This window comes from Ekhidna sp. (assembly GCF_040220215.1).
Lineage (GTDB): Bacteria > Bacteroidota > Bacteroidia > Cytophagales > Cyclobacteriaceae > Ekhidna.
On sequence record NZ_JAVJTR010000011.1, the window covers coordinates 582,349 to 600,199 of the forward strand.

A 17,851-nucleotide genomic window follows, 5' to 3' on the forward strand; every position below is an offset into this window, starting at 1 on the left:
TATTCATGAAGATAATTTCGGTGGTATTCCACCCGTTGCTGATGGCGACCTATCTCAGTGCGATACTGTTTACTAAAACTCCTGAGTTATTCCCACGAGTTATGCCGCAGATCGTACCTGAGTTCGTACTTGTGGTTTTTATCACCACATGCTTGATGCCTGCACTCAGTCTTCTTCTTCTTCGCACATTTTCCTTTATCACTAACCTGGAATTAACCCAACGGAGTGAACGGATAAGACCTTTCATCTTTATCGCTTTCTACTATGGCGCCTCCTCCTACCTATTTTCGGACAAACTCGAGATGGGGCCCGTATTCATGACTGTAATGATCAGTGTTTCCATTTTGATTTTAATCCTGCTGATTATAACCACATGGTTTAAGGTCAGCATTCACTCTGCAGCAATATGGAGTGGGGTTGGATTTCTGACAGCTCTGGTTTTGCATCTGGGAGTCATCATCGGATGGTATTATTTTGGCTTTATTCTGGCAGCCGGATTGACAAGCTCAAGTCGGTTATATCTTGGCTACCACAAACCAAAAGAAGTATGGTCAGGTGCCATTCTTGGCTTCATATACAGCTACCTGACCATTGTATTATTTCTTTAGAATCCTGTGACGTTGATACCAATGGTGGTCATCACCGGATTGCTTCCATCTTCAAATTCGTCATTGAAAACATTAGAAAGGTATCTCTTGTAGAAAAAGTGGACTCCTCTGAAACCTCCTCTAATCTGATATCCGTATCTGAAAGAATTCAAATTAAACTTACCGGACACTTTCTCACGGGTCGTTTCACCATTGTTTTCGTACTTCCATTTGGTGTGTGCATTGAGTCTAATCCCAACAATACCTCCAGCTCCGATAAAAAGTCCTTCACCATCTTCAGTACCAAACGGATGGAATCTAAACTCTACTGGTAAATCCAGATAGGTCATTGCCAACCTATTTTTATCAAAGTTTTCAGGATTTGTGATGATTGCGACTGATCTAATGAAATCATCATCTTGGTTGTTAGCTGTACCATTATTGTCAAGTAGATTGCTTGCCAATGTAACGGTATCACCCAGACTCATTTTCTCAAGCCCTAATCCAATCCCGTAATTGAAAGAAAGTTTTCCGTTAAGAGCTTTTCGTTTAGCATAGTAAAGGCCTATGGATTTTGATCTCCAGGTTTTTCGTTCAAGGTCACCAGGCATAGAAGACCACACATTAAAGCCCACATCTACCATCAATTCTCCGGGAAGATCTGGTCTTTTCAATCCACCATCTTGGGCGCTAGCACCAATTACCAAAAGAGTGAAAAGTACTCCGTATACGTATCTCATATTTTTATTCATATTTCCTGCAAAGAAGAGGCTTTTTCTCTTTTTATGTTCTTAACGAATGTTAAATGATTGGTTGCCTCTGTTAGAAAAATTTCGGCAAAGATAGAATCATGGAGCAGTAACGAAAATTTTAAAGCATAATTGTTACTTTTGCGCTCCTGTTGGACTCGTAGCACTCCTGATAATTATCGAGAGTATACATCACGACGTTACAGTCGGAAGATTGGGAGTTTAAAGGGAAAAAGTGCAAATGGACTCGTAGCACAACTGGATAATGCACCTGGTTACGGCCCAGGAGATTGGGGGTTCGAATCCCTCCGAGTTCACGAAGAGAAGAAAGCTTAAGTCGAAAGACTTGGGCTTTTTTTTATTTAAGTCGAACGAAACATTGTTTCAGAGAGGAATTAAATTAAAAAAAGAAATCGTGAAATGATTTAAATTTTCTTCTCGGAATTCTGAATGGCTAGGGATCACCGAAGGTAATCCCTCCGAGTTCACGAAGAATGAAAAGAATCGGTGCGTCAGCATCGATTTTTTTTATTTCTGATCTTCCTTGGAGGTTCGCGATTCCGATTACCTCATCAATTAAACACTCCATTCATAGTTAAGCCAATCCTGATTTTCTTTTGCACCCAGCCTTTGGTAGAATTTGATTCCGGCTTCATTCCAGGGTGCCACCGTCCATTTTATTTGCTTACAATTGTTTGCCTCCGCTTCTTTTCTCAAGGCGATCATTAATTTTTGGCCAATATTTTGTCCTCTATACACCTCCTGAACATAAAGCTCCTTCATGTAAATGGCCGGACGGTTTTGAGCCGTATACGGCAGAAAATAATACACCAACATTCCTACAATTTCCATATTTACCTCAGCGACGAGACAATGAAAATCTCGTGGTTCTTTTCGAAACCCACTATGAGCTACAATTTCCGGGGTGATGGCAAAATCGTCAATATAGTGTTCGAAGACAGCCAACTCCCTCATCAATATCCATAATTGATCACTATCAGCTTCTTCGGCATTTCTGATTATAATATCCATTATTATTGTTTTTAAATACCTAACTCCATCGTGAATTGATCGATGTGATTTTCAATATTTGACCTATTCAGGAAGTTTATTAAATCCGTTCTGGTTACCGGAATATTGTTGATTTTGATACTAGTATTAACCTGGCTAATTCCATTAAATACACTTTGCCAGTCACCGGAATACGCCTCCAGTTGAAGGATGTACCCAGACTGAGGGTTAATAACAAAATGACCAATTGATTCCATAGAGGTGTGTGACCTCACCAGATAGCATACATAATCATCTTGCCCTCGTTGAACGGCTTGATAATTATTCTCCCAGGAGTATAAATGATTGAAATATTGAAGATCTGCCTTATCAAAATCAGATTCCAGATTAACTACCGGAAACGTTGATGAAATCGTTCCTTTGTAGCATTTCAACATCTTAGATATCTTGAAGCCGATGCGTTGATAGACGGTAATTGCACGCTCGTTTTTGGTGATCACTTCCAGGGAGCATCGTTTTATTCCTTTCTCTCTCAACGCAGGTAACCCAAATTCATACATTCGGTCCACTAGCTTTTGACCTCTGAAATCCTGAAGGATTCCGGTTCCCATGTTAAAAACAGTTAGTAATCCTTCCTGAGTTCCAGATGCATTCAAAATGAATCCAACTAATTGATCATTTGAAAAAGCGCCCCAGGACATTTCCGGGGTAAACCCGGCATTCCTTAACCTGTTTTTCCAAAAATGGAGATCGGATGGCATCTGAACGAAATAGCCTTCAAAAGCCACCAGCAGGCAGTCAATAATATCTTGAATTGGGGTTTTCTCCAGTGTCTTTATTTCAATCATTGGAGCTCTATTTTAGTATGGCGCATTGTTCAAGCAATCGGATAACTTTTTCAATGTCTTTATCTGTGGTGCGCAAATTGACAAGTGCTGCTCTTATAACACTCGGATTTTCTTTGTCAAAAACATTTTTTTCCATTTGTCAGTTTTGAGAGGTGCAGTGCTTCGTCCTTTACGTAAATGGATCGCAAACAGATATGTCCAGGTTAAATAAAATTTGAAAGGAATTTTAAACCATCCTATCCCGAATCGTTTGGTTTCAAGGATCAGATAGTTTTGGTTTTCTATGGCCACCTCGATGTGGTCGGAAGAATAGGTATCAGGAAAAAGATCAGCACCATCGAGCAACTACTTGCAAGCCAGGCTAAAAAAAGGGCAGCCTAAGCCACCCTTTTACAACCCAACCTAATCACGAATTTTAGCTTACTTTTTCAGCAGTATATCCTGCCTTTTCTACTGCTGCGATCACATCACTTTCCGATGCTCCGGCAGTTTCTACTGTCAGAATCTTATTTGGATTCATGATGTCCACTTCCCATTTTTCAATGCCGTGGGCAGCATTGAGGTGTGGAGTCACATTTGCGAGGCAACCGCTGCACTTGATCGTTGTTTTGAATTTTAACGTACTCATTGTCCTTTATTTTGATTGTTTAATATGCTTCAAATTTCGCTTATTCAATAGCCTGAATTTTTACATTTTTCCTGCTTTGGGTTACATAATTTTATTCGTATTGCAATTCCAGTTTATCTGATTCCGGAAACCCTGAACATAGCAATACATAGCCCTGATCCAATTCGTCATCCGGTAAAGCATAATTGGTTTTCATGTTCAGTTTACCCGAGAGTAACCTGACTTTGCAAGCTCCACACATAGACTCCTGGCAGGAATGTTTCAATCGAAAACCAGCATCAAAAGCTGACTTTAGTACAGACTGGTTTCGGTTGGCGCTGAAAGTGACCGGTGCTCCATTGAAGTTCTCAATGATTACTTCAGTGAAAGCCTCCTCATGACCAGCAGCATTTTCCCCAAAACCTGACCCTACAAATGCCTCCGTTTTAATCCTTTCATCCGGAACACCTAGGTTGATCAAGGAATCCTGCGACATCTTCATAATGGAATCAGGTCCACAAATGAAGGCTTCAGGATTTTGCTTCCAATAGGTATCTATATACTTCTGAAAGTCCTTTGGGTTCAATCTTCGATAAATTGCATTATCAAGCGTTTCATTATTGTTTTCCGATAGAAAATGAGTCACTTTCAGGCGACTTTCATATTGCCTTTCGAATGAATCCAATTGATTTCTGAAAATAATCGAATCAGCATTTCGATTTGCATAAAAGAGGCTGATAATGCTGTCTGACTCACTTGCCAGAATCGTTTTGAGTATCGAGTAGAGCGGAGTGATCCCACTTCCTCCAGCCACCATCAGTATTTGACGTCCATTATTAGTAGATGTAGTGAAGCGACCATTTGGTGTGCTTACTTCAATACTATCTCCGGGTTTGAGTTGGTCTCCCAGATAATTGGAGGCCAACCCCCCTGGTACACGTTTGATGGTAATGCCGGGCTTTTCATTGAGATATGGGGAAGTTGAGAAGGAGTATTGCCTCACAACTTCCTCACCATTGATGTCAAGGAAGAAATTCAAAAACTGACCCGGCTTGTAGTTAGCAATCTCCGGATGGTTCTCCAACTCAAGCGTAAAAGCGTCCCCGATTTCCTGAATGATCTGTTCGATTTTCACCTGCACTTGCATAGCTGTACTGTTTACAGTTTGGAAGCTTTCAATCGAAGGCTATTGGCCACCACAGAAACTGAACTGAAAGCCATGGCTGCACCGGCTATCATTGGATCAAGTAAGAATCCATTGAATGGATAGAGCACACCGGCTGCAATCGGGATACCGATCAGGTTGTAGATGAATGCCCAGAACAAGTTTTGACGAATACCCATCACGGTTTTAGTGGAAAGGTTCAATGCCTTCGGGATAGACATGAGATCTGATGTGATCAGTGTCATCTTTGCCACATCCATGGCAATGTCAGATCCTTTACCCATCGCGATGCTGACATCAGCTTGTGCAAGGGCATGAGAATCATTGATTCCGTCACCAACCATGGCCACCACTTTTCCCTGAGCCTGTAGCTCTTTGACAAAGTCTGCCTTTTCGGATGGCATCACTTCTGCTTTAAAATGCTTTAATCCTACCTGCTCTGCCACTGCTCCGGCAGTTTGATGATTGTCTCCTGTAAGCATGTAAACATCAATATCCCGATCCTGCAGTGTTTGTATAGCCTGTTTGGAACTGGCCTTCACCTGATCAGCTATGGCCAACACCGCAAGCACCTGGTGCTCATTGGCAAAATAGATGACTGTCTTAGCTTCCTGCTGTAACCAGCCGGCATTTTGATTGAGCGGTAGACTTATGCTAATGTTGTTTTCAGAAATCAGCTTGCGGTTTCCAACGAAGTACATGACGTCCCCTGAAACTGCCTTGACACCCCTACCTGTGATGCTTTCAAAAGAGGATACCTCAGCAGCCTCTATGTGGTCTTCTTTCAATTTGTTGACCACTGCTTCTGCTAATGGGTGCTCAGAAACGGCTTCCATTCCCAGGAGAATCTGCGTAGACTTTTGCACATCTGAATCGTTGGTGTCCCAAATCATATCTGTCACAACAGGCCGGCCTTCTGTGATGGTGCCGGTTTTGTCCAGGATCACTGCGTTCACTTTATGCGCAAGTTCCAGGCTTTCTGCGTCTTTAATCAAGATGTTGTTTTCAGCACCTTTGCCCACTCCTACCATGATGGCAGTTGGAGTAGCTAGTCCTAACGCACACGGACAGGCGATGACAAGTACCGCAACGGAAGTAAGCAGAGCTTGTGTGAACGCATTGTCGCCACCAACCAACATCCACGTGATGAATGTAACAATGGAAATACCTACTACGATTGGCACAAAAATGCCTGCGATCTTGTCTACCAATTTTTGCACTGGTGCCTTACTACCCTGCGCCTCCTGTACCATTTTGATGATCTGAGAAAGGAGCGTTTCTCCACCTACCTTCTCTGCCCGAAACTGGAATGAACTTTTCTGATTGATCGTTCCGGCGAATACTTTGTCGCCACTTGTTTTTGAAACGGCAATGGGTTCACCCGTAATCATGCTTTCATCCACAAAAGACTCCCCTTTGATCACCTCGCCATCCACAGGAATTTTTTCACCCGGTCTGACAATAATGGTATAACCCACCTGAACAGATGAAATTGGAATCTCTACTTCTTCTCCATCAATCAGGGCTTTTAAAGTCTTTGGTTGAAGACCCATCAGCTTTTTGATAGCAGATGAGGTATTGGATTTAGCTTTTTCCTCAAGGAGTTTACCCAATGAAATAAATGTGATAATCACAACAGCCGCCTCATAATAGACATGAGGATGAATACCCTTGCTGTGCCAGAATTCAGGAAATAATGTATTGAATAGGCTATATATAAATGCGATTCCGGTACTTAGAGCCACAAGGGTGTCCATATTCGCTTTACCATGTTTTGCCTGCTTGAAAGCATTGATGTAAAAGCTGCGACCAAACCAAAAAAGGATGGGGATGGTCAGTGTAAGGGATATCCATCGCCCTTCGTTCCACTCCATGAAGAACATCCCTATGATAAAGACCGGTAGCGTGAGCAGTGCCGACCAGATGGTTCGGTTTTTTACGTCCTTATAATGTTTCTGTTGTAACTCTTCCTGCTTTGCGGATGGATCTACTTCGTCCACGATCAGGTCGTAACCTATTGCCTGTACTGCCTGACGGAGCATCTCAGATGTCACTGATTTTTCACGCTCCACCAATACGGAGTTTGTTGCAAAGTTTACACTCGCCATGGTGACGCCTGGTGTATTGCTGATCATGGACTCCACACTGGAGGCGCATGCCGCACAGGTCATCCCTGTCACCGGGAAGCTTTCCTTGATAACCTCATTGGTTATATTGGCTGATTTTTCTATTACTGTTTCCATTTTATTTTGATTTACTCTGCAAAGTTCAGATCGACCTCCGGGTTATCTGTTACATAATTACCGATATGGATTGCATCATTTTGCATTGAATTTTGATTTAGAACCTGCGCCTTTGCAGCTTGTATCTCCCTGAAGTGGGAGGGATTCAGGCCTGTGACTTTCTTGAACTGAGTTGAAAGATGATGAACGCTGCTGAATCCTTTTTTGAAAGCAATTTTTGATAAGGATAGATCGGTATATACCAGCAATTCCTTTACAGCTTCCAAACGCTTCTCAATGTGATACTTCTCAATGGACTTACCTTCCATTTGAGAGAATAGTTCACTAAGGGAGTCATAGTGTATGATAAAATGTCTTGCAAGGCTTTCAGAAAGTGACAAATTCGAATCCTTGCCACTACCTTCCTCAATCCATGTATGAATGAATGCCTTAATTTCTTCCAGACGTTTTTCTTTTTTGTCTGAAATAAGCTCAAAGCCTAAGTCCGAAAGAATGGACCGAATTTTTACCTTATCGATTTCAGCAATCGGCTTGCAAAATGCGACTTTTCCCAATGAGATGTCCCGAATGAACATTCCGGCCAATTGCAAGCTTTCCCTGATGGTGTAAATGCAACGACTGCAAACCATCCCTTTGATATTGACTTGAGTGCTTTCCATCGTACCAATTTTTATCAAAGTTGCGTACGAAAAGCACCGAAAGCGTTACATAATCACCAGGAAGGATTGCAAGATTATATGATCTGGTCCAGTGACTTTCTTGACTGGGTATTTTGAATACTTTTCTTGAATTCAGTGGGTGACATTCCGATAACTTTTTTGAATTGATTGGACAGATGAGCCACACTGCTAAAACCCATTTTGTAAGCTATTTCTTTCACCGATAATTCATCATAAAATAGAAACTCCTTCACTTTTTCCATCTTCTGACGTATGATGTATTGCTCTAATGTAATACCCGCCATAGACGAAAAAAGACCACTCAAATAGTTGTAATCATAGTTGAGATGATCTGCCAGAAAAGCAGACCATTGGATATGGGTATCGTAAGGATCTTTATGATGGATGGTGTCAATAATCAGGGTTTTGATCTTTTCCTGGAGCCTGACTTTCTTATCATCAATTCGCTCAAAACCATTTTTTTGCAGCAAGTCGTCTAAACGCTTTTGCTGTTCTGAATTCAATTCGTCATTCAGCTTCACCTCCCCCAGTTCAACAGATAAAGGTTCAACTCCAATCTGATCAAAGGCTTGTTTGACCACCATAATGCATCGGGGACAAACCATGTTTTTAATATGTAGCTGAGTGATTTCCAACGTCTTTCAAATTGACTTAGTTAAGGTAAATAAATAGGATGAGGATTGCTATTTCAACAACTATCTCCTTTATAAAGTCAATAACAATTCCAGTATCAAAATTGTGCAATCAATAGAGGCAATTGTGTAAAGTAGCTCATGAGTGGCTGTCGGAATTTTGTGAAAATAAATTTCACAATTATGTCAAATTCAATGTCATTAAACGCCGGCACGCTCTTCGAGAAAAGATGGGCAGCTTTGGCGGTCTTGTGTACTGCACAGTTTATGGTGATTATGGACACTTCCATTATTGGAGTAGCCCTTCCTGCCATTCAAAGTGCATTAAACTACACCCCATCCGCATTGCAGTGGATCTTCAATGCTTATGTGATTGTATTGGGGGGTATGTTGCTTTTGGGCGGAAAGCTTTCCGACCTGTATGGCTCAAAGAACATCTTTCTTTGGGGTTTTTCTATTCTTACGTTGGCTTCTTTACTAACAGGGTTGGCCTGGTCAGAAACATCTATGAACGTGGGAAGAGCATTGCAAGGACTGGGTTCAGCCCTTATTGCTCCTGCAGCACTGAACTTGCTTATGAGCATCTTCACTGATCCAAAAGAGCTGGGAAAAGCTTTTGGTTTCTGGGGTGCTTCTGCTGCGGCCGGTGGTTCTGCCGGTGTTTTCCTTGGTGGTGTACTTACCGAGTACATGTCATGGAGATGGGTGTTTTTCATCAACATCCCTATGGGAATAATTGTCATGCTGTTCAGTGCATCTCTATTGATGAATGGAAGTAAAGTTCGTGGCAAAATTGATTATCTAAGTGCCATTCTGGTAACTGCTGCTACCATGCTAATTGTATACACCCTTGTCATGGTGGAGCAAAATGGGTGGAGTTCTTTAACTACCATTAGCTTGTTTGCGATTGCATTGGTGTTACTAATCGTTTTCATTGCGATCCAGAAGAATTCCAAATCTCCATTACTTCCATTGAGCATCTTCAAAGCTCCTAATTTGTCTGCTGCCAATCTGGTGATGGCGCTGATGGCAGGTGCATGGATTCCAATGTGGTTTTATCTGAACCTTTATTTACAGCAAACGCTTGGCTACTCCGCGTTTTGGTCAGGTGTGGCACTGTTGCCTATGACCATTGCGATCATGATCCTAATGGTTGGCGTGAGTGGTAAAATGATTGAGCGCTTTGGGGTGAAAAATAACCTTGTTGCCGGACTGATTGTACTAACTGCTTCACTCGTGTGGTTTTCGACAGTATCCGTAGATGGAAATTTCCTTGTAGATGTATTGGGTGCCTCATTACTTGGTGCTATTGGTATGTCACTGGCATACATCCCCGGAACTATGGCCGCCATGTCGGGTGCAAAGCCAGAAGAAACCGGATTGGCTTCAGGTCTGGTGAACACTACATATCAGGTGGGGTCTGCTATTGGTTTAGCGATTGTTGTGGCTATTGCCATAGCCATCACCAACGGATTGTCTATTGACGGAACGGTTTCAAAAGAAGCACTGACTGAAGGTTTTCAGGGTGCATTCCGAACAGCTGCCATTATTGGTGTGCTTGGGACTTTGGTGGCCGTAGTTGGTATTAAATCACCGAAATAATAAGAGAAAAATCTATTCAAGGGTCCCTGTTTTAACAAGGGCCCTTCTTTAAAAAAAAACTTAAAGTTTATGAAAAATTCAAGAACTAAAATCTACTTGAACCTACTGTTTGCAGTGATAGTCATTGCGATTCAGAGTTGTTCAAGTGCTAGTGCAGAAGTAAGCAATAATATAGCTGAACCTTTTAAGCTACCTGTCGATGTGAAGGTGGTTTCTGCCACATCAATCGATCAAATTGAAGTTGTTTCGGGCTCTGCTATTTCCAACCGAGAAATAGCGGTGGTCAGTGAAGTATCTAGAAAAATAGTTAATGTGGGTTTCACTGATGGTAGCTATGTTACCAAAGGTCAACTTCTATACAAGCTTGATGATGCTGATCTCATGGCACGACTTAAGCAAGTTGATGCTGACCTTCAGTTGGCAATTATCAACAAAAACCGAATTTCCGCTTTATTGAAGAATGATGTGGTAAGTCAGGAGGAGTTCGACATTGCTAATGCCCGTTTGATCTCCTTACAGGCATCAAAAGACCTTCTACAGGTTGAAATACAAAAGACGCAAATCACAGCTCCATTTTCAGGAATTGCTGGTATAACAAGGGCTTTTACGGGCTCACTTGCCAATCCTGGAATGACCCTTGTGAAACTTCATGAAGTTAACCCGTTAAAGATTGAATTTTCGGTTCCGGAAAAATATTCGTCAGCGGTCAAAACAGGCATGAAGATTTCATTTTCTCTTCCGAATGTTGATGAGCAATTCGACGCGAAAATAACCGCAATTGAATCCGAGATCAATACCCAAACAAGGGCATTAACAGTCCACGCTACTGCCGACAACAAGGACGGACAGTTGAAGCCTGGCATGTCAGCAAGGGTTTATTATTCAACTTCTTCGTCCAATAATCTTGGGATCAAGATACCAACGGAAGCTCTGATTCCAGGCGCTGGCGGGTATTCTGTTTTTGTTGTTAAAGGCGGTGTAGCTAAGTCTACCAGTGTCAAACTAAGCAACCGGAGCGAGTCAGAGGCATTGATCTCTGAAGGACTTGTTGATGGCGATACGGTGATGATTTCCAACCTTCTCAGAACCGGTGAAGGCACACCTGTACAAATAGTTACTTCTAAATAATACGATCATGAGTTTACCTTCATTAAGTATAAGAAAACCCGTTCTGGCCGGCGTATTTTCAGCCGTCATAGTCATAATGGGTTTTGTGGGGTGGAAGTATTTGGGAATCAGAGAATTTCCACTTACTGAACCTCCTGTGATTTCAGTGATCTCTTTTTATCCGGGTGCAAGCCCTGATGTAATCGCATCTAAAATTACCAAGCCACTGGAAGAATCCATTGCAGAAGCAAATGGTGTCCGAACCATATCCTCAGAGTCGAGGGAACAGGTAGGGATTATCTCCATTGAGTTCAATCGAAATATTGATCTGGAGGATGCCCTTAATGATGTGCGTGATAAAGTCGCTAAGGCGAAAAATCAACTACCATCAGATCTGGACCCTCCTATTGTGGAAAAATCAAGTTCACCCGATAATCTGGTGGCGTTTCTTGAAGTGGAAAGTGAAACAAAGGACATCAAGGAAGTGAGTCATCTGGCTTCAACAACCATCAAGGAGCGGATTCAATCCATTCCTGGTATTCAGCGGGTTAGCATTGTCGGAGAACATAAATATGCAATGAGATTGCGTTTCGATCCAATCAAACTAACAGCGTATCAATTGACTCCCGAGGATATCAGGGTGGCTTTGATGAGAGAAAACATCGATTTACCTGCTGGTAGGATTGAAGGCCAGAGTAATGAATTAAGTGTTCGCACACTGGGCAGGCTAACAACAGCCGAGGAGTTTAATGAAATGATCATCAAACAAACACCTACCTCCTCTATCAAATTGAAGGACATTGGTTATGCGGAGCTGGGCGAGGTGAATGAAAGAAACGCCATCATTAATGGAACTGATAAGGCAGACCGGATAGGTGTGGGTGTAGCTATTCAAATTCAAAGGGGAGCCAATGCTATTGAGGTAGTGGACGAATTCTACAGACGACTGGATCAATTGAGAACAGAAGTTTCTTCAGAATACAAACTGATCGTAGGATTTGACTTTACAAAGCCCGTACGTGAGTCTGTAAAAGAAGTGGAGGAGACTTTGCTCATTGCATTTGGATTGGTAGTGGTCATTATCTTCCTTTTTCTAAGAGATTGGAGGTCAACCATTATTCCTGTTCTCGCCATTCCTGTATCTATTCTTTCTGCATTCTTCATCATGTACATCGCTGGATTTTCAATCAATGTACTAACCCTTCTGGGCCTGGTACTGGCCATTGGTCTTGTAGTGGATGATGCAATTGTGGTTTTGGAGAATATCTATAAAAAAGTAGAGGAAGGCATGGATCCAATTCAGGCGGCATTCGCAGGGTCTAAGGAAATTTACTTCGCTGTAATTTCTACTACCATAACTCTGGCCGCAGTGTTCTTGCCCATCATTTTCATGGGTGGAATCAGTGGTCAACTCTTTAAGGAATTTGCTATTGTGGTGTCCGGATCCGTATTGGTCTCCGCCTTTGTAGCTCTTTCATTATCTCCTATGCTAAGTGCTTATTTACTTAAGAAGCAAGATAAGCCAACCTGGTTGTATCGAGTGACTGAGCCATTCTTTGTAGGCCTAAATAATGGGTATGGAAAATTACTCAGTGCATTTATGCAATACAGATTTTTGGCCTGGATTTTTCTCCCTTTAACTGGTGCATTGATCTACTTTTTAGGCACTAAACTTCCTTCAGAATTAGCTCCTCTGGAGGATAGGTCCAATATGATGTTGATCGCAATTGCTCCTGAGGGAGTCTCTTATGACTTCATGAAGAAAAACATGGAAGAAGTAGGACATTATGTAAATGACAATACGGATGGACTGTATCAGACCTATTCGATGGTTGCTATTTCATTTATTCCGGCACCAGCACCGGTGAATGTGGCAGTACAAAGTATTTACTTGAAAGATCCAAAAGAGCGCAAGATGTCAGCTCAGGAATTGTACTATCAGTATGGAGCGGCTTCTGGCCAATTCAGAAATATCTTGCTATTCCCATACATGCCACCAACCATCGGCACGAAATACGGTGGCGGTCAACCGGTACAGTATGTGCTTCAGGCTTCAAATCTTGACAGCATCTCGAGTGTACTTCCTAAATTTTTGGTGGCAGCAAGGCAGAGCAACAAACTCATGTTTGTGGATAGTGACCTTAAAATCAATAAACCCGAACTAATGATCAATATTGATCGGGATAAGGCTGCAATGCTGGGAGTTTCCATTCAGGAAGTAGCACGGGCTCTTCAGTTGGCATTTTCAGGTCAGCGATATGGCTATTTCCTCATGAATGACCGACAGTATGAAGTAATAGGTCAGGTGGAGCAAATCAACAGAAATGACATAAGCGATATCCGAGCCATCAACGTTCGGTCCAGCAATGGACAGATGATATCCATAGACAATTTGGTAACCATCGAGGAAGGCATCAGCCCGGCAGCCATTTATCGCTATGACCAGTATACTTCTGCGACTATCTCTGCAGGACTTGCTCAGGGGGTGAGTTTGGATGAAGGTATTCGCGAGATGGAGCGAATAAAAGCTGAAGTTCTGGGAGAGAACTTTACAAGTTCATTGGCTGGGCAATCTCGCGACTATATGGAAAGCAAGGGGAGTTTGTCATTCACTTTGATATTGGCTCTGGTGATGATCTATATGATTCTTGCAGCTCAATTTGAGAGTTTACGAGATCCGCTCATCATTATGCTTACCGTGCCTATGGCGATTGCCGGAGCATTATTGAGTCTGGAATGGTTCGACCAAAGCCTTAATGTTTTTAGTCAGATTGGAATAATTACCCTAATCGGATTGATTACGAAAAATGGCATTCTGATCGTTGAGTTTGCCAATCACCTGAAGAGCACAGGGCTCTCCAAATTCGAAGCAGCAAAAGAGGCAGCTGAGCAACGATTCAGACCTATTTTAATGACTTCATTGGCCATGATTTTTGGTGCCATTCCAATCGCGCTGACCGCCAATAGCCGTCAGTCACTAGGAATTGTAATCGTTGGTGGTTTAATCTTCGCTGGTATCCTGACGCTATTTATTATCCCTGCCATTTATTCCTATTTGTCTTCATCAAAATTCACTACTGAAGTGGTGGATGAATCCGGGAACATTTAATGACACATATTATGAAAAACATACATAACATATTATCCGGACTTTTGTTGCTTGGACTGGGTTATTCCGGCCAGGCACAAAGGCTCGAGTTAAATTTGAATGAGGCCATTGAGTTAGCGAAAAAGAATAATAAGGAACTCATGGTTCAGAAGCTGGAAAATAGTCTGGCTGAGCAGGCCATAAAAGAAAGCAAGGGTCACTTGCTACCAACTATTTCCGCAGGTGGTACTTATACCCATTTTATTGATCGGGCAGTCATATTTATGCCCGGATCATTTGTAGGTAGTGAATCTCCGGTGGTAGATGTAGCAGTGGGTGGCAGAAATGCCTGGAGTGCGGCTATCAATCTGAATCAACCGATCCTTTCGGAGGTCACAAGAAAGCAGATTAAATCGGCCAAACTGAATGCTTTGGTGACGAAAGAACAATCCAAAGATTTGGAGTCTATTCTTGTTTTGGATGTTGCCAAAGCCTACTATGAGGTTCTTTTGATTGAGGAGACCATTCTATTGCATCGTCAGAGTCTTGAGCGAAATATTTATGCGCTAAAAGATGCGAAGCAACTTTTTGAACAAGGAAAGGGATTAAAGATTGACACGGTAAGAAGTGCCATCGCAACGGATAATCTGACGACTGAGATCTCATATTTGGAAAATCTCTATCAAATAGCTTTGATTCAGTTTAAACATAAAATTGGGCTTTCTGATACAGAGGAACTAGTACTTACTGATCGATTGATTTCAGTAAATCAGAAAGACTTTCAGATTAGTGAAAAGGAAAAAAGATCGGATTTGCAACAGCAGCAGTGGATAGTTGAACTAAGTAAAAATGGGCTTGAAAAATCGCAAGCTCAGCGACTACCAGTGCTTTCACTAGTTGGGAGTTATCAGCTTCAAGCTCAGTCCGATGATATGGATTTCGCTCAATATAATTGGCCAAAAACTACTTATGTAGGACTCCAGCTAAATGTACCGGTATTCAACGGCGGCAGAACCAATTATCAGGCAGTACAAGCGAAACTGAAATTGCAACAAGCGAAGACGTCTTTGCAGGATCTCGAAGAAAAGGTGGATATCGAAATACGAAGCAAGCAAGTTCGTCTGGAAGGAGCAAATGATCGTCTGGAAATGCACCACCGAACATTTTCTGCAGCGGAGCTTCATTACAACATGGTAAAGCAGAGATATCAAGAAGGTTTAAGTAGTCGATTGGAATTAACTGATGCCGATTTGCAATTGTCTCAAGCAAAGCTTAATGTCCTGGGTTCAGTGTACGAGGTGAGTATTTCGCAACTGGAATTGCAGAAGGCGTTGGGCTTATTGTAAGTGACTAAAAACCATTCAATTTAGTTGAGTAAGAGAATAGAGCCAGGATAATTATCCTGGCTCTTTTTTGTTGTCTCTATCTTCAAGTTTTTTCGAACATGCTTTAAGTGAAAAAGATATAATTTGAATCTAATGCATATTTGAAATAGTCAGGCCAAATCTATCGGCCTAACTATCCTATATCTGGTTAATCCTTCCTTGAACTAACCAACTCATACACACATGGGATCACAATGAGATTGAGCAAAGTAGCCGAGAGTAATCCTCCCAAAATCACAACGGCCATTGGGCTTTGAATTTCATTGCCTGGCTCCCCTCCTTTCAAAGCAAGCGGAATCAAGGCAAGACCTGTTGTGAAGGCTGTCATCAGAATTGGATTCAGTCTATCCAGGGCTCCTGTTTTGAGTAATTCAAAACCTTGCAAACCTTCCTTCCTCAAATCCTCATAACGAGAAACTAGCAAAATCCCATTTCGTGTAGCAATACCAAACAAGCTGATAAAGCCAATGGTAGCCGCAATGCTGATGATACCGGAAGTGAAGTACACAATCAAAATCCCTCCGATCAGTGCCAGTGGCAAATTGATCAAGACAATGAATGAAAGTTTCACATCCTGAAACTCATAATAGAGCAATAGGAATATGATGAGAATAGCCACCACTGCAGTAATGAGCAATAATTGAGAGGCTTTCGCTTCACTCTCAAACTGACCTCCATATTCTACTCGATAGCCTTCAGGCATGTCAATATTGGTATCAACAATCTGTTGAATTTCATTGACCACTCCACGCAAATCACGGCCTTGAACATTAGCTGCTACCACTATCTTTCGCTTTACATTCTCTCGTGAAATAGTATTGGGAGAACTCACCGATTTCACATCTGCCAATTGATCCAATGTGATTTGTCCTCCGTTTGGTAAGGTGACCAAAGCCGCTTGTATGGATTCCATACTGCTCCTTGACTCCTTTTGGAAACGGACGATAAGGTCAAAATACTTCTGCCCTTCATAGATTTCTCCGGCCTTTTCTCCGGCAAAAGCGATATCTACCTGCCCCATCAAATCACCTACCGTCACACCATAAGCAGACAGCATTTGTCGCTTGGGTGTAATGCGAATTTGTGGCACTTCGATCTGCTGATCCACTGCCACATCGGCAATTCCCTCTATGGAATTGATATTGGTTTCCACACTTTTACCCAACTCAAACAAACGCTGCAAATCATCGCCAAAAATCTTGATGGCAATGTTTGCTCGAGTACCAGAAAGCATGTGATCAATTCGGTGGGCAATGGGCTGACCCAAGGTGATATTTACCCCCGGAACCACACTTAGCTTCGTTCGTACTTCCTCAAAGAATTGCTCCTTTGATTTTCCGTCTAGCGTAAAAGGCACATCTATTTCAGCTGCATTCACTCCCTGAGCATGTTCGTCCAGCTCAGCACGTCCGGTTCTACGGGTTACCACATCCACTTCAGGTATTTCCAACAGCAATTGTTCAATCAGCTTTCCGTTCTTGTTGCTCTCTTCTAGCGACATTCCTGGAATTCCAACTGCACTGATTACTAAAGAGCCTTCATTGAACTCAGGCAGGAAACTGCGCCCCAATTGTGTCAATAGAATCAAACTGATAATGAATGCACCCACTGTCAAGCCAATTACCGTTTTTGGAAACTTTAGTGTCCGTTCTAATACACCCACATAGCGAGCTCGAAGGAAGCGTTCCACTTTTGTCCCTTCAGCCTGCCTGGTAAGTACCTTTTCACTTTTCAATAAATACGAACACAACACTGGAGTAACCGTAACTGCCACAATCAGAGAAGTCAATACTGAAGTAATGAATGCTATGCCAAGTGGCTGCAACAATCGTCCTTCCATCCCACTCAGAAAGAATAGAGGCACAAACGATACGATGATGATGAGGGTAGCAATTATGATCGAGCTACGAATCTCCACCGAAGCGTCTTTCACCACCGTAAGCACTGGTTGTTGCTCTGCTTTTGGTTTTCGAATATTCTCTCGCAATCGCTTGAAAACATTTTCTACATCAATGATCGCATCGTCTACCAATGCACCAATGGCTATAGCCATACCTCCCAAACTCATCGTATTGATGGTATATCCCAGCATTTTAAGAACAATGATGGATACCAACAGCGAGATGGGAATGGCCAGCAATGAAATA

The 17,851-nt window shown here is 42.2% G+C and carries 15 protein-coding genes and 1 tRNA gene; 6 read left to right on the plus strand and 10 right to left on the minus strand.

Annotated features, from left to right (window positions below; translation table 11 throughout):
- Nucleotides 1–5 precede the first annotated feature (5 nt).
- Nucleotides 6–608: a phosphatase PAP2 family protein gene (locus tag RIC88_RS07020; RefSeq protein WP_350216810.1), complete on the plus strand. Its 603-nt coding sequence runs from the start codon at nucleotides 6–8 to the stop codon at nucleotides 606–608.
- Here RIC88_RS07020 and RIC88_RS07025 read toward each other — a convergent pair.
- The gene (locus RIC88_RS07025; protein ID WP_350216811.1) at nucleotides 605–1,327 is read right to left on the minus strand and encodes an outer membrane beta-barrel protein; all 723 of its coding nucleotides are present in this window, start codon (nucleotides 1,325–1,327) and stop codon (nucleotides 605–607) included. The two genes, RIC88_RS07020 and RIC88_RS07025, sit on opposite strands and share 4 nt — an antisense overlap.
- A 252-nt stretch (nucleotides 1,328–1,579) precedes the next feature.
- On the opposite strand from RIC88_RS07025, the gene RIC88_RS07030 reads away from it, so the two are divergent.
- Nucleotides 1,580–1,653 (plus strand) — tRNA-Arg (locus tag RIC88_RS07030).
- 259 nt (nucleotides 1,654–1,912) lie between these two features.
- On the opposite strand, the gene RIC88_RS07035 is transcribed toward RIC88_RS07030, so the two are convergent.
- From RIC88_RS07035 to RIC88_RS07070, 8 genes are all read right to left on the minus strand, one after another.
- Nucleotides 1,913–2,368 (minus strand): GNAT family N-acetyltransferase, encoded by a 456-nt coding sequence (locus tag RIC88_RS07035; RefSeq protein ID WP_350216812.1) that lies wholly within the window; start codon nucleotides 2,366–2,368, stop codon nucleotides 1,913–1,915.
- Between the two features lie 11 nt (nucleotides 2,369–2,379).
- A complete protein-coding gene (locus RIC88_RS07040) occupies nucleotides 2,380–3,195 on the minus strand; it encodes a GNAT family N-acetyltransferase (RefSeq protein WP_350216813.1) in 816 nt (271 codons plus the stop codon).
- A gap of 7 nt (nucleotides 3,196–3,202) precedes the next feature.
- The gene (locus RIC88_RS07045) at nucleotides 3,203–3,331 is read right to left on the minus strand and encodes a hypothetical protein (RefSeq protein ID WP_350216814.1); all 129 of its coding nucleotides are present in this window, start codon (nucleotides 3,329–3,331) and stop codon (nucleotides 3,203–3,205) included.
- A gap of 279 nt (nucleotides 3,332–3,610) precedes the next feature.
- Entirely contained in the window at nucleotides 3,611–3,823 is a 213-nt protein-coding gene (locus RIC88_RS07050; protein ID WP_350216815.1) for a heavy-metal-associated domain-containing protein, read from the minus strand.
- Nucleotides 3,824–3,914: 91 nt separating this feature from the next.
- A complete protein-coding gene (locus RIC88_RS07055) occupies nucleotides 3,915–4,949 on the minus strand; it encodes an FAD-binding oxidoreductase (RefSeq protein WP_350216816.1) in 1,035 nt (344 codons plus the stop codon).
- Between the two features lie 11 nt (nucleotides 4,950–4,960).
- Nucleotides 4,961–7,210: a heavy metal translocating P-type ATPase gene (locus tag RIC88_RS07060; protein ID WP_350216817.1), complete on the minus strand. Its 2,250-nt coding sequence runs from the start codon at nucleotides 7,208–7,210 to the stop codon at nucleotides 4,961–4,963.
- A gap of 11 nt (nucleotides 7,211–7,221) precedes the next feature.
- Nucleotides 7,222–7,869: a helix-turn-helix domain-containing protein gene (locus RIC88_RS07065; protein ID WP_350216818.1), complete on the minus strand. Its 648-nt coding sequence runs from the start codon at nucleotides 7,867–7,869 to the stop codon at nucleotides 7,222–7,224.
- Nucleotides 7,870–7,943: 74 nt separating this feature from the next.
- Nucleotides 7,944–8,474 (minus strand): helix-turn-helix domain-containing protein, encoded by a 531-nt coding sequence (locus RIC88_RS07070; RefSeq protein WP_350216819.1) that lies wholly within the window; start codon nucleotides 8,472–8,474, stop codon nucleotides 7,944–7,946.
- Between the two features lie 231 nt (nucleotides 8,475–8,705).
- Between RIC88_RS07070 and RIC88_RS07075 the strand changes: the two genes are divergently transcribed.
- The 4 genes from RIC88_RS07075 (at nucleotide 8,706) to RIC88_RS07090 (ending at nucleotide 15,665) form a co-directional block, all read left to right on the plus strand.
- On the plus strand, nucleotides 8,706–10,124 hold the full coding sequence (locus RIC88_RS07075; RefSeq protein WP_350216820.1) for an MFS transporter: 1,419 nt from the start codon (nucleotides 8,706–8,708) through the stop codon (nucleotides 10,122–10,124).
- 69 nt (nucleotides 10,125–10,193) lie between these two features.
- Nucleotides 10,194–11,252: an efflux RND transporter periplasmic adaptor subunit gene (locus RIC88_RS07080; protein WP_350216821.1), complete on the plus strand. Its 1,059-nt coding sequence runs from the start codon at nucleotides 10,194–10,196 to the stop codon at nucleotides 11,250–11,252.
- A 7-nt stretch (nucleotides 11,253–11,259) separates the two neighbouring features.
- Nucleotides 11,260–14,340 carry an efflux RND transporter permease subunit gene (locus RIC88_RS07085; RefSeq protein ID WP_350216822.1) on the plus strand — a complete coding sequence of 1,027 codons (3,081 nt, stop codon included), beginning with the start codon at nucleotides 11,260–11,262 and terminating at the stop codon, nucleotides 14,338–14,340.
- A gap of 11 nt (nucleotides 14,341–14,351) precedes the next feature.
- Nucleotides 14,352–15,665, plus strand: coding sequence for a TolC family protein (locus tag RIC88_RS07090; RefSeq protein ID WP_350216823.1), 1,314 nt, complete (start codon nucleotides 14,352–14,354; stop codon nucleotides 15,663–15,665).
- 187 nt (nucleotides 15,666–15,852) lie between these two features.
- Here RIC88_RS07090 and RIC88_RS07095 read toward each other — a convergent pair.
- The coding region (locus RIC88_RS07095; RefSeq protein WP_350216824.1) for an efflux RND transporter permease subunit at nucleotides 15,853–17,851 on the minus strand (1,999 nt) is incomplete at its 5' end.